Source organism: Paenibacillus cucumis (ex Kampfer et al. 2016), from assembly GCF_019748695.1.
GTDB classification, from domain to species: Bacteria; Bacillota; Bacilli; order Paenibacillales; family Paenibacillaceae; genus Paenibacillus; species Paenibacillus polysaccharolyticus.
Genome location: NZ_JACLIC010000036.1, coordinates 132,095 through 145,753 on the forward strand (window position 1 = coordinate 132,095; position 13,659 = coordinate 145,753).

A 13,659-nucleotide genomic window follows, 5' to 3' on the forward strand; every position below is an offset into this window, starting at 1 on the left:
AGCGGGTGGAATTGAATTTGTCTGAACATCAGGAAGAGGGCAAAGATCAGGAAAGCTTACAGGGAATCTCTCGCCAGAAAAGGGTTCCTGCCTATATATGGGTAACATTTGCCATCATCCTGTTAACCGTACTGCTTCATACCATTGGGATGAGTGATGACTTGGTCAACGTTGCACTGGTGTACCTGTTTCCCATACTGATTAGTGCTGTATATTGGGGAATGGGGCCGGCAGTATATGCAGCGACCCTTAGTGTTGTCATGTTTGATTTCTTTTTTGTTCCACCTTATCTCAGTTTTACGATAGAGGATTTGCGATATCTGATTTCGTTTGGGGTGTATTTGGCTGTCGCCGTCATGACGGCAAGTCTCGCCGGACGTTTACGGCAACAGCTGGATCGGGTTAAATCTCGTGAAGCCACAACGAATGCCCTGTATGATCTTAGTCGACAGATCACTGCAATTACTAATCTGGATACCTTGTTGGATAACATGACGAGCCAGATATCCCTTATGCTCGGAAGTTCAGCCGCCATATATCTGCCGGATCAGCAGGGTGAACTGAAGCTTTGGACGAAACAGAGACCTGCGTCTGAGATCGGGACAGAGAAGAATGCCTGGGGAAGCCGTTCTTCGGAGCTGGCTATCGCGGATTGGGTCTATAAACAGGGGCAGATCGCAGGCAAAGGTACACCAAAGCTTGGTGAGTCGGCGGGGCTGTATGTTCCGCTGCAAACAGAGAATCACATTCACGGTGTACTTGCTGTATACATGACTACTAGTGAGCCGGAGAAGCAACAGGAACAGGGCCAGCTGCTGGAAGCCTGCGGCAGTCTTGCGGCAGGTGCAATCGCCCGGGTGAAGCTGGCTGAGGAAGCGCGCCTTGCTCAAGTTACCGCTGAATCAGAGCGCATCCGAACTGCGCTGCTGGATTCGGTATCCCATGAGCTACGTACGCCGTTAACTGCCATTATCGGTTCAGCCACAGGGCTGATAGAGAATGACAGTCTTTTTACACCCGAGGATCGCCTGGAATTGACTGGTAACATCCGTGACGGCGCGTTGCGTATGAATCGTCTCGTAACCAACTTGCTTGGCATGGTGCGGCTGGAGAGCGGTATGCTACAACTTAATCGCAAATGGTGTGATGTAGGGGATATGATTAGCGTTGTTTTGGCAAAAGTCAGAGAATTCAGTCCTCATCGTGAAGTTACGGTACAACTGCCAGAAGAACCGGTTTTTTTTGACGGAGATGAGGTGCTGCTTGAGCAGGTACTTGTGAATATCGTCAGCAATGCATTCAAATATTCACCCGACGAGAGCATGGTGATCATAAGGGTGAAGAATGAACCGAGACAGCGTTGTGTGACCTTCATCGTAGATGATCAGGGTGTTGGAATTGAGGAACCGGAGCGAACTCGCGTGTTCGATAAATTTTATCGCTCACCCTCCACGCAGCATATTACGGGAACCGGACTGGGCCTCGCAATCTGCAAAGGGATTGTGGAAGTTCACGGAGGGACGATCCAAGCTGAGGGGAATCCGGATGGAGGAACAAGAATACGTATAGAGTTGCCTGTGGGAAGGGATGAAGTGCGATTTTCCTATACAGGGCAAGGAGAGGTTGGAGATTAGATGAATGCCGCATTAGGGGCTCGCATTCTGGTGATTGATGATGAACCGCAGATTCGCAAACTGCTAAAAGTGACTCTTCAGGCTCACCAATATGATCATTATGAGTGTGCTGATGGAGAGGAGGGTATTACGCAGGCAAGTGTGGTGCATCCCGATTTGATCATTCTGGATCTGGGTTTGCCAGGCATATCTGGCATGGACGTGCTTCACCGAATAAGGGAATGGTCACAGGTGCCAATTATTGTGCTGACAGCAAAAGATCAGGAGGCTGATAAGATTGCCGCACTGGATGCAGGTGCAGATGATTATGTGACGAAGCCGTTTGGCATGGGCGAACTGGTTGCCCGAATTCGGGTAGCGCTTCGGCATGTCGCCAAAACAACGGATGAACCCATTTTGCGATTTGGCTCACTGGTTATCGATCTGGCTCTCAGGCAGGTTGAGCTGGACGGAGAGCAGGTCAAATTAACGCCAACTGAATATGAGATGCTAAAGGTGCTTGCCTCGAATGCAGGCAAAATTATTACCCAGCGCCAGCTTTTACAGCAAGTATGGGGTGCACATCATCATGAGTCAGACAGCCATTATTTGCGAGTTTATGTGGGTCATTTGCGTAAAAAGCTAAAGGAAGATCCCACCCGGCCCTCCTATATTCAGACGGAACCAGGGATTGGATATCGTTTTCTACTGCCTGCGGAGTAATGGAGTAATCTGAAAATAAGTGAAAAAAAGCACCGTCCCCTTCGATTTCGAAAGGCACGGTGCTTTGTATATCTTAGTTATGCATCTGGTTATACATTCTGTTTACATATCTTCATTTGTATGTCTAAACGTTTAGATTATGAGAATTTAGGCAGCCAGTCGCCATGAGCTTCAATCAAATCGTCGCACATCGCCACGATGTCGTCCATGGACAGCTCAGCAGCCGTATGCGGATCAAGCATAGCCGCGTGATAGATATGCTCTTTTTTGCCAGTCATAGCGGCTTCAATGGTAAGCAATTGGGTGTTGATATTGGTACGGTTCAGCGCTGCCAGCTGTGGCGGCAGATCACCAATATATGTTGGGCTGATACCCGAACCATCGACCAGACAAGGCACCTCGACACAAGCTTCGCGTGGCAGGTTGGTGATGAGCCCGTTGTTTATAACGTTACCGCCAATTTTGTACGGGCGATCCGTCTCCATCGCTTCCATGATATGCGAAGCATATTCATGACTGCGGGTATGTTGAATATTTTCACTCGCAAACAGCTTCTCCCGCATTTCCTTCCATTCTGCAATCTGGTTCACACAGCGACGTGGATATTCGTCGAGTGGAATGTTGTAACGTTCGATCAATTCCGGGTAGTTGCGTTTAATAAAATACGGATGATATTCTGCACTATGCTCAGAAGACTCGGTAACATAATAACCGAAGCGATGCATCAGTTCATAACGTACCATGTCATCATGTGTCTCCTGCTGTTTCTGTCTGGCAAGACGTTTGATCTCAGGATATAGATCGACACCATCCTTTGTTACTTCCAGGAGCCATGCCATGTGGTTAATCCCGGCGATTTTGGCAACGACACCCGTCTGGTCAATCCCCAGCGTATCGAACAGATGAGGTACGCAGACTTGTACACTGTGACACAGACCGATCGTTTTAATTCCGCCATGCACGTTCATGACATTGGTGAGTACAGCCATCGGGTTCGTATAGTTGAGGAACCAGGCATCCGGGCACACTTCCTGCATATCCTTGGCGAAGTCCAGCATCACCGGAATGGTACGCAAGTTACGGAAGATTCCGCCAATGCCGAGCGTATCGGCAATCGTTTGACGCAGGCCGTATTTCTTCGGAATCTCAAAATCGGTAATCGTACACGGGTCATATCCGCCCACCTGAATGGCATTGATGACATATTTAGCTCCGCGGAGCGCTTCCTTGCGGTCATGGTATGTTTTAACGGAACAGCGGCTTCCCAGCGACTGAGCCAGGCTTTTTAACAAACGCTCCGAGTCACTTAGACGTTCAGCATCAATATCAAACAAGGCCAGTTCAAAGTCTTGCAAGGCCTCCGTCATCATCACATCACCCAATACATTTTTGACAAAAACGGTGCTGCCTGCACCGAGAAACGTAATTTTGTTCATTTCAACTTCATCCTTCCCGAAAAATGTTGTACCCCAACTATAGGCCGAACAGGCCCATATCACTATGGCTCAAACCCTCTCAAATATGGCATAATCCCATTTTTGTTTTCGTTTTCAGCAAGATTTCCTCTCTTCTACCTGTTATAATTTATTGTGTGTACTGGTAAGGGAATATGTGAGCTCACATTAAGATATCTTTAACCTCATCGTCGAAAGGAGGGGAAACATGAGTCGAAAAGTGGAAATGAATGTGGTCTCTGCCGGCTGGACGCAGATGGAACTGGTCTTGTTATTTTATGGTTGGGAGGCATGTGATCCTGCCCACTATTGGGGGCCGGGGGTGCGTGATTCCTATATTGTGCATTACGTACATGAGGGTCATGGTACGGTATATATGGGAGATCGGGAATATCCTCTGGGCGAGGGCCAAGGATTTCTCATATTACCCGACACGGTCATTCATTATGAAGCCGATGCTGAGGAGCCTTGGACATATTCATGGTTTGGCTTCAGAGGTGTACAGGCGAAGGCTTTTATGCAACGTGCGCAGTTAAGCGAGGAGCACCCGGTATTTACTGCTCATGATAAGAATATGATGGCAGCGCTGTATGACGAGATGCTTCAGGCCGGAACGAGCTCTGTTGCAGGAGGGGATGTGCTACATCAAAGTCTGTTATACCGACTTATGGCGGCATTAATCGCATCCTCACCGATCAAAGAAGAAGAAAATCCGCTCCTTTCGACGAAAGAGACTTATATTCGGCAGGCTGTGCAGTTTATGGAGAACCGGTATAGCCAGCGTACTTCTATTCTGGATATCGCACAGGCGGTCGGGCTGGATCGAACGTATTTATCGGGGTTGTTCAAAGAGCGATATGGCAAGTCGCTGCAAGCCTTTTTCTTAGAGTATCGCATGAATCGTGCAGCGGAGTTGCTTCGTAACCCGATGCTGTCTGTGAGTGAAGTAGCCCACTCCGTTGGATACACCGACCCGCTACTTTTTTCCAAAATGTTCAAACGTGTGACGGGGGTGTCACCCAAGGGCTCGCGAGTGCGAGATTAGCCGCAATCATGATTTTAAATTTTGAAAGAAAAGTTTTGAACATTATTCCGTATGCCGCTATACTGATACAGAAGTGTAACAGATACCAACTTTTAGTGAATTGAATACGTGGAACTTGGTGCTCTACCCGCTGGGGTAGAAGCTTAAAAGGGAAGTCCGGTGTGATGCCGGCGCGGTCCCGCCACTGTAACAGAGGAGTCAGGCAGCATATCCACTGGTCTTACGAAGACCGGGAAGGAGCTGCTATGGCAATGATACTGGAGCCAGGAGACCTGCCAGGTTGGACAAACACAGCAGTACCCTACGGGAGATAGGAAGGTGTTTAAAGAGCATGATTTTTTCTGAAAATCTGTTTATTTAAGGCGTCCTTATCCCGTGAAACGGAAAGGGCGCTTTTTTGGCTTGAATTGGCTTGTATTGAATGGAATGAAAATGAAGGCGTACACGCGCATTAAACCGGGAAGGGCGTTTTATTATTGGGCAGATATATCGTTAAACGGTTATTACAACTGGTCGCCGTTCTGTTTGGAATCACCTTCCTGACATTTCTATTAACGTATCTGTCTCCTGGAGATCCCGCCAGACTGATGCTGATGTCTACCGGAGTCACACCTTCGGATGAACTGGTCAGACAGGTGAGGTCAGAGCTTGGGCTGGACAAGCCATTTCTGGTTCGGTATGGCACATGGCTGGGACAAGTAGTCACTGGAGACTTTGGTACGTCGTATAAATATGACCGTCCGGTGCTGGATGTGTTAATGGCCCGCCTTCCAGCAACGCTCAAGTTAACCGGGAGCGCAATGCTTCTGGTGATTTTGATTTCCTTTCCGCTCGGAGTTCTTTCGGCTGTACGCCGGAATCAATGGCTGGATTATGTGATTCGCCTGTTTTCGTTTGCCGGTCTATCCATGCCGAGCTTCTGGCTGGGGATGTTGCTGATGCTGGTATTTGGTGTGCAGCTGAAGCTGCTGCCGGTCATGGGTAGTTCCGGCTGGAACAGCCTGATCCTGCCTGCTGCGACACTCGCGATTCCATTGATCGCCCAATACAGCCGGCAGATTCGTGCAGTCATGCTGGAGGAGACAAGCCAGAATTACGTAGTGGGTGCAAGAGCAAGAGGTGTGAAGGAATCAATGATTATTTGGCGACATATTTTGCCCAATTCACTGTTGCCAATTGTGACCTTGCTAGGCATGACAACAGGAGCACTACTTGGCGGAGCAGCAATTGTGGAGAGTTTATTCGTATGGCCGGGAGTAGGACAGATGGCGGTGGATGCCATTTTCACCCGCGATTACCCCCTGATACAGGGTTATGTAATCTGGATGGCAGTCATCTATGTCACCCTGAATCTGATCGTGGATCTCTGGACACATCTTCGCGATCCGCGCATTCAACTGGATGTGGATGTGTAGATGGTGATGAAGATTCGAGCATATCTGACACAACGTCGTCTATTTATTTTCTTGCTATCCCTGACCACAGGCTGGATCGTTCTGGCTCTGATTGCGCCGCTTCTGGCGCCTCACGATCCACTTGCTACGAATTTTGCCAAAGTGTTGCAGCCATCCAGCCCCGAATATCCACTCGGTACGGATCAGCTTGGGCGATGTGTCCTGTCCCGACTTTTATATGGAGCACGCACCTCTCTGCTGCTTACATTTATGATGATCGGTATTGTTTTCGGCTTAGGTGTAGCGGTTGGTGTCGTCGCAGGTTTTCTGCGAGGGCTGGTGGATACGCTGCTGATGCGGCTGTGCGATACGTTGATGGCATTTCCGGGTTTGATTTTTGCTATTGCCGTAGTAGGCATGTTAGGGCCTGGGTTATTTAACACGGTGGTCGCACTGTCAGTTGTCTGGTGGGCAAAGTATGCACGGATGGCCCGAAGCCTGGTCATTTCTCTTCAGCAAAAAGAGTTCGTCACTGCCGCCGCGTTCAGCGGTGCGCGTAAAATCCAGATCATTAGCAGAACGATTCTGCCGAATATGTTGCCCCCTTTGATCGTCATGGCGATGATGGACGTGGGCGGCATGATGTTGTCGATTTCGGGTCTGTCCTTTCTCGGACTTGGTGCACAGCCGCCTGATCCCGAGTGGGGAGCGATGTTGAATGAAGGCAGAAGATATCTGCAGACAGCGCCTTGGCTGTTAATCTATCCGGGGCTCGCGATATTTAGCACGGTTATCATTTTTAATTTGCTGGGGGACAGTCTGCGAGATGTGCTTGATCCCAAGAAAAATACAGTGTAACTGAGGGGAATGGGGAAGTATGGGTAAGTTTCAAAAAACATGGCTACTGGCTATCATATCAATGATGACTATTCTGTTGCTCGCGGCCTGTGGTAACGACAAAAATTCAACACCTTCATCATCCGATGCTACGGGGAAAAAGGCAGGGGTGGATGCGAGTGGTGCGGCTGGTGAGGACAAGAAATCACATCTGAATGTGGCCTTGTTCTGGCTGGGGAGTAGCCTTGATCCTGCGGAGGAATGGAACGGCTGGACGCTGACGCGCGCGGCTATTGGGGAGACGTTGATTCAGTTTGATGAGCAGATGAAGATCGTCCCCAAACTTGCCGATAAGTGGGATCGGATCGATGATACAACCTGGCATTTTCATATTCGCGACGGAGTAACGTTCCATAATGGCAATCCCGTGACTGCGGATGCGGTTAAAAAATCAATCGAACGCTCCATCTCGCTGAATGAGAGAGGTCAATCCACACTGCCAATTGCGTCAATGACTGCCAAGGGGCAGGATCTGACGATCAAAACAACACAGCCAGATGCCTCACTGCTAGGCAATATTGCAGAGCCACTGTTTATTATCGTGGATACGAGTGCAGATACATCAAAATTCAAGAGTGAGCCCATCGCTACCGGGCCGTTCATGGTTACAGGATATACGCCCGACCAGGAGATTCAGGTGAAAAAGTACGATAAGTACTGGGGTGGCGCGGCTGATCTGGATACGATGACACTAAAATACATCAAGGATGACAATACACGGGCGCTGGCACTGCAATCAGGGGAAATCGATGTAGCGAGTAATGTGGGACGCAGCCAGAAGCCTCTTTTTCAGGATAAAACACAATATACGATTGATGAAATTCCGAGCCTCCGTACGCAGTTTGTGTGGTTTAACACGACCCATTCACTGCTAAGCGATGTAAAGGTTCGCCGTGCCATATCTTACGGAATTGACCGCGAAATGTACGCGAATACGCTGGTGGGTGGACAAGCAGCCAAAGGTCCGTTTACCTCTGCATTGCCTTTTGGGTACGACAAAATTACCGGATATGATTACGAGCCCGCGAAGGCAAAACAATTGCTGGATGAGGCTGGATATCAGGATGCTGATGGAGATGGCATTCGTGAAAAGGAAGGGAAGAAGCTGTCGTTACAACTCATTCTTAACTCAGCTTATGAATCCGATTCCGTTGTGGCTGCTGCGATGCAGTCCCAGCTTAAAGAAATTGGGGTTGAGCTGGAGCTCACCTCATATGAGGATCTCACTGACCATCAGAAGAGTGGGAATTATGATCTGGCTCTGACGAGCATCAATACAGGCATAACGGGTGATCCGCAGTATATTCTCGACTTCTATTTCAAAACAGGTGCGGAGTGGAATGTCGGCGGATACAGCAATCCGAAGCTGGATGAGCTTATTGAGCGTCTTCACTCGGAGTTTGATGTGGAGAAGCGTTATGCACTTGCGGCAGAAGCGCAACAGATGATTCTGAACGATGCTGCTTATATGTTCTTGACATATACACCGATTAATATCGTCAGTAAAAGTAATGTAAAGGGTGCAACAATGTACCCGATCGACTTCTATCTGCTAGATCGCAACATTAAGGTCGAGTAGTGATGACGTCCTTGCGTGGGGGAACGACATCTTTGCTTGTTGAGATGAAGAATCTGTCTGTAAGTTACAAGGAAGGCGTGCCTTCCTTGCGAGATGTATCCTTTTCGATGAAGCCAGGAGAGATCATTGGCATTGTGGGGGAAAGCGGAAGCGGGAAGTCGACCCTGATCCGGGCTTTGCTGGGACTACTGCCTGTAGGCGGACGATACACCGGAGGAGAGATTATTTTTCGGGAACGGGTGTTGCTACGTGACTCGCAACAAGATTGGCAGGGGATGCGTGGCAAACGAATCGCGATGGTATTTCAGGACAGCGGTTCATATCTGAATCCGATTCGTAGTATTGGAAGTCAGTACGTGGAGGCGATTCGTGCCCACCTGCCTATGTCCCGTAAAGAGGCTTGGAAATTGGCCATTCACACTCTGGCCCGTATGGGGCTGGATGATCCAGAGCGAGTCATGCATGCCTATGCTTCCCAGCTTAGCGGGGGGATGAAGCAACGAACCTCGATCGCAATGGCGGCTGCGTTGGAGCCGGAACTGCTGCTGGCGGATGAGCCGACGAGTGCGCTGGATGTTACGACTCAAAATGAAGTAATGAATCAATTGAGCAGGCTTTGTGCGGACAAGGGAACGGGCATGATGCTCGTGACGCATAATATGGCGGTTGCGGCCCATATGGCTGAGCGGATCGGTGTGATGTTAGACGGCAGGTTGGTGGAACTGGGAGATACACTGCGTGTCATATCGAATCCTGACCACGAGTATACCCGGAAGCTGTTGGAAGCTGTACCTGAACTGGAGGGGAACCATACATGATCAATGCCGGATCACCCATTCTGAAACTGAGTAACGTATGTAAAACGTACGAGATGAAAGGGCGGCAGGCTGTTCAGGCTTTACAGAATGTAGATCTTGCGTTATATCCCGGGGAGTGTCTGGGCATTGTCGGGCAGAGTGGAAGCGGCAAAAGCTCTCTTGCCAAGTGTGTAACTCATCTGGAACAGGTGACTTCAGGAGAGATTTGGTACCATGGGCAGGAGATTACCCGTTTGAAAGGCGAAAGTCTGCGCCAGATGCGTAAGCAGATTCAGATGGTCTTTCAGGAGCCTGCGGCGATTTTTAACCCACGCATGAAGGTGGGCATGTTTATCGGTGAGCCTCTGTTGAATTATAAAATGATGAAACGGCAGGCGGCTGCTCAGGAAACACGCAGATTGCTGGAGCGCGTTGGATTGTCTGCTATGGATGCGGATAAGTATCCACATGAATTAAGCGGCGGGCAACAACAGCGAGCTGTCATTGCTCGTGCGATTGGTTTACGGCCTGAGATCATTTTGTTTGACGAAGCTACCTCTGCTTTGGATGTTTCCATTCAGCAACAGGTTTTGGATCTGCTTATGGAACTACGTAGGGAGACGGGAGTTTCCTCCATATTCATATCACATGATCTTGCTGTGGTGCAGCAAGTGAGTGACCGTATTGCAGTCATGCATCAAGGAAGAGTAGTGGAGGTTGTGGACAGTGCCAAGCTGACCAGTTCGGCGAATCATCCGTATACCCGAAGTCTGATGTCCTCCGCTCTGTCGCTGAGAGAGCTGAAGGATGATATGCAGATGCGTGAGCGTGTGGTGGTACTAGCGGGAAGTAGATAGATCAGGTTAATTACGAATAAAGAGTAGATGAGAAAAGGGTTATCTGGAGTTGAATTCTGCTGATAAATGAATTCATTCGAGATAACCCTTTTGCCTTTTTTGATAGTTGTCATCTATACGGAATGAGAATGATCTTGCTGTTTCTGCCCTGGGTTAAACTTTATCCTGATATTCATTCTCCAGATATCTTTATCCGTCATCCGTAACTCTATTTCTTAATGAGGCACCTGGGACTGAAAGTCATTTCGACTGGACTGGTCTGCATGATAAAAGACAATATCGCCATCCTTCAAAGGCCACCTGCTGCTGTTAGTAGCGCTGTTATTGAATGCAGGTGGGTGGTTGAAACCCTCCAACTGCCACTGATTCATAAGTGGAGCATGGATATATTGCAGATGCGGTGCCTGAGTATTGCCGTTACGTAGACTCTCGATATTAAAGTTGACGACGATGTACCCATTTTTCAAAAAGATATCAGATTGTTCATCCAGCTTATTCTGTCTGGCAAGGGATTCAAGGTTCGTGCCTTTGGGAACAGCGTACACATCTGCCGGCAGACTGTATTCCCCGTACCACCGCTGGATTGCAGCATTGGCCCTGTCAACGTTAACGCTGGTAGGGATATTTGTTTTAGGCCCAATCAGTGTACGAAGCGGCGCCGTCAGAATCATCCAGTCATAACGGCCTGTCCAGGTTTTTTGGTGTGAAGTCTGGTTGGCGACTTTGACCATATGTTCTGCTAATGTGAGACGATTGCGTTCGTCTGGTGAAAATTCATACGTATATTGGTAACGTGCCGCGTCACTCAATTCTGTGCCAGGTACATTACGCAGTCGTGAGTTCAACACAACAAATCGTTTCTCCATATCCTGCGCTGAACCAATTCGAATAAGACGTTCCTGCCCCCGATGGTAGTATAGATCAACATCCTGACGGGAAGAGTTATCCTTGTTTATAAAAGAGAATGTGGGTGTTATTCGAATACCATCCTGTTTTCCAAACATATTACCCTTCGTCTTGAGATCAAACTTGAAGTGATAGCCTGTTTTCACAGCAACGTTCCGAAATCCTTCGACCGGATGACTGCCAGGCCGAATCGGCAATACAAATGGAGCAAGGTTTCCTCGGGGGTCACCATCGATGCCGCGTAATCCGCTCCAGTAGCTATGGCCTGTAGGTTCCGGGCTACCTGGTCGTTTGCGGAATACACTCTCCCAGTTATAGTCGGATACATCAGTCACATGAAAGTCATACAGCCTGCCGATTACATCTACAGGTATCTTATCGCTTGCAACATGATGAGTTAGATCGGTGTTGGCATCGGGTTGCTCTGTGAAGTTTGCTGGTGAATTCTCGGCGATGTTCCGAAATTCGATGGTATATTTCCCCTCGTCCACCCATACTGGCATATAGAATGTTGTATCCATTTGGTTCACCGGAATGTTGACCCATGTGTGGCTTGGGATGAACTGTGTTCGATCTGCTGTGTAGACGTCAAACGGGAATAACACCTGTTTGATGCGAAAATATTTGGTATAGTCCCGGTTGCCATATCCAGGATAGATGGATGCATCTAGGTGCTGTCCAGATGTAGGGATACGCACAATGAAGGGGCGCTCCAAAATCAGTGCAGCACGGGTAGGGTCAGGTGTTGTTTTCTGATTATGCGGCTGATCGTCCGACACCCATGCGTAGTTTACGACGGGGGTGTGCACCGTGACAGTGTTTATCCCATGAATCGGAAGTATCTTGTTGGCTCCGCCGTTCACGTTACCCGGTAGTAGATCATAATAGATCTGGCCAGAACTTTCCGTGTTGGCCTTGTTTCGCAGGGAACTGCTGATCCTGTGGTTGGGAGTGTACAAAACATCCCTTCCAATTGTTGTTGGTGAAGGAATGTTGTTCGGCAGTGGCCCATCCTTGGTAGTTTCGGTATCATTCATGATCACTGCATTGTTGAACTTCACCAAGTCATTTTTTACGGTGCTTTGTGGTGTGTTAGTTTCCGCCATTCCCTTTAATAGGGCTGTGTCATCTGGTACATCCGGGGGTGCATTCAAGCCACCTGTTAGTTTGGATGGAGTGTACGAGATTGATGACGTTTGTCCTGGCCTCACATGACGTTCAACAGCAGAGTCATTGCTGGATTCAAGTGCCGGTGGAACATAACCAGCAGGATTCATCGTAATGGTTTCGCCAGGCAGTGCATAATTTTTCATCGTTGCTTTGACGAGCTTGTACACTTCAAGATTGCTAATCATCCAGTAGGAATAGTCTCGTGTAATTTGGAAGTTGTATGGTTTAGGAACGGTATCATTTTTAGGTATAGGTGTGCCATCCCTACATCCGTCGTCATTACAGACCTGCGGTCCAGGTACGGTCCATTCTCTATCATAGGAGATGGTGATATTACAATCATATATCACTTTGCCGCTCATTTTGGTCCAGGCTTGCTTGAATAGATAATTGTCCGCGAAGGCGTTAGTGTAAAGAGACTCGGAAGTAGGAATTCCTTTCAATACATCGAATGTTTCATTACCCCTGTTATCTGAATTTATTGTACCTGTAGCGTTGGGATCAAGTTCACTCATATTCATCGTTGTACCTGGAGATGGTGATCCAATCGTAGGCGTACAGCCACCCCCGCCTCCGCTATCTCCACCGCCGGTATTCCCGCCTCCGTCGTCACCACCACCACCGGTTCCCTGTTCAACACCAATGGTTGTGCGGGTTGTTAATTGGAATCCGTCTTTTTCCCATAAAACCGTTATAGATGTAGTACCCCTGCTAATCGCTTGTACCAGTCCGGAGTTACTTACCGTTGCGACCGAGGGATTGGAGGACTCCCACGTGGTCGTTCCTCCGCTGCCTGTGTTTACATTGGTTTCTGCACCAAAGTTACCATCCCCTGTTTTGGTTTTAACCATCGCATTGAGCTGTTTGGTTTGATTTAACCGAATTTGTTCCCCAGGAGAGAGGTTGATTTCTTTGGTGGTTTCGGCGACAGCCCGCCAATATATATCGGTATTAAATACATAGTCTGCAGAGTATTTGGGTGGGTTATATGGCCTATATTCTATTGGTTCAATTACTCCTCCGATTTGAGTGGTGAATTTAACCTTTTTACCAGTAAAGGAATCTACACTTACTAAAATAGGCCTTCCAGGACGATAATGAGCTATATTATCCATGTAGATTGGCTTTAAAGAAAGCTCGGTGAGCTCATTGCTGGGATGTTGATTACCCAAACTGTCTTTATACAAAGAAGGTTGATAACTAGGATCTTCTAAAGAAAGGTCA

10 protein-coding genes and 1 riboswitch are annotated in these 13,659 nt (G+C 48.4%); of the genes, 8 read left to right on the forward strand and 2 right to left on the reverse strand.

The features are described 5' to 3' along the window. Positions 1-17: 17 nt before the first annotated feature. Complete coding sequence (locus H7T88_RS21170) at positions 18-1,634, forward strand: DUF4118 domain-containing protein (RefSeq protein ID WP_260511043.1); 1,617 nt, start codon at positions 18-20, stop codon at positions 1,632-1,634. Then, positions 1,635-2,336, forward strand: a complete 702-nt coding sequence (locus H7T88_RS21175; protein WP_090924223.1) for a response regulator — start codon at positions 1,635-1,637, stop codon at positions 2,334-2,336. A gap of 137 nt (positions 2,337-2,473) precedes the next feature. On the opposite strand, the gene H7T88_RS21180 is transcribed toward H7T88_RS21175, so the two are convergent. Continuing rightward, positions 2,474-3,772, reverse strand: a complete 1,299-nt coding sequence (locus tag H7T88_RS21180) for an alpha-glucosidase/alpha-galactosidase (protein ID WP_221790162.1) — start codon at positions 3,770-3,772, stop codon at positions 2,474-2,476. A 226-nt stretch (positions 3,773-3,998) separates the two neighbouring features. Between H7T88_RS21180 and H7T88_RS21185 the strand changes: the two genes are divergently transcribed. The 6 genes from H7T88_RS21185 to H7T88_RS21210 all read left to right on the forward strand — a co-directional run bounded on the left by H7T88_RS21185 (position 3,999) and on the right by H7T88_RS21210 (position 10,359). Further along, positions 3,999-4,835, forward strand: coding sequence for an AraC family transcriptional regulator (locus tag H7T88_RS21185; protein WP_221790163.1), 837 nt, complete (start codon positions 3,999-4,001; stop codon positions 4,833-4,835). Between the two features lie 99 nt (positions 4,836-4,934). After that, positions 4,935-5,129: riboswitch (cobalamin riboswitch) on the forward strand. A 182-nt stretch (positions 5,130-5,311) separates the two neighbouring features. After that, positions 5,312-6,250 (forward strand): nickel ABC transporter permease, encoded by a 939-nt coding sequence (nikB, locus tag H7T88_RS21190; RefSeq protein ID WP_221790165.1) that lies wholly within the window; start codon positions 5,312-5,314, stop codon positions 6,248-6,250. A gap of 6 nt (positions 6,251-6,256) precedes the next feature. After that, positions 6,257-7,087, forward strand: coding sequence for a nickel transporter permease (nikC, locus tag H7T88_RS21195; RefSeq protein WP_260511044.1), 831 nt, complete (start codon positions 6,257-6,259; stop codon positions 7,085-7,087). 19 nt (positions 7,088-7,106) lie between these two features. Further along, positions 7,107-8,705: an ABC transporter substrate-binding protein gene (locus H7T88_RS21200; protein ID WP_221790169.1), complete on the forward strand. Its 1,599-nt coding sequence runs from the start codon at positions 7,107-7,109 to the stop codon at positions 8,703-8,705. A 2-nt stretch (positions 8,706-8,707) separates the two neighbouring features. Then, positions 8,708-9,523, forward strand: coding sequence for an ABC transporter ATP-binding protein (locus H7T88_RS21205; protein WP_221790171.1), 816 nt, complete (start codon positions 8,708-8,710; stop codon positions 9,521-9,523). Then, the gene (locus H7T88_RS21210; protein WP_221790172.1) at positions 9,520-10,359 is read left to right on the forward strand and encodes an ABC transporter ATP-binding protein; all 840 of its coding nucleotides are present in this window, start codon (positions 9,520-9,522) and stop codon (positions 10,357-10,359) included. Before H7T88_RS21205 ends, H7T88_RS21210 begins: the two co-directional genes overlap by 4 nt. A gap of 215 nt (positions 10,360-10,574) precedes the next feature. Here H7T88_RS21210 and H7T88_RS21215 read toward each other — a convergent pair whose 3' ends face one another. Then, entirely contained in the window at positions 10,575-13,550 is a 2,976-nt protein-coding gene (locus H7T88_RS21215; RefSeq protein ID WP_221790173.1) for a DUF5704 domain-containing protein, read from the reverse strand. Positions 13,551-13,659 lie beyond the last annotated feature (109 nt).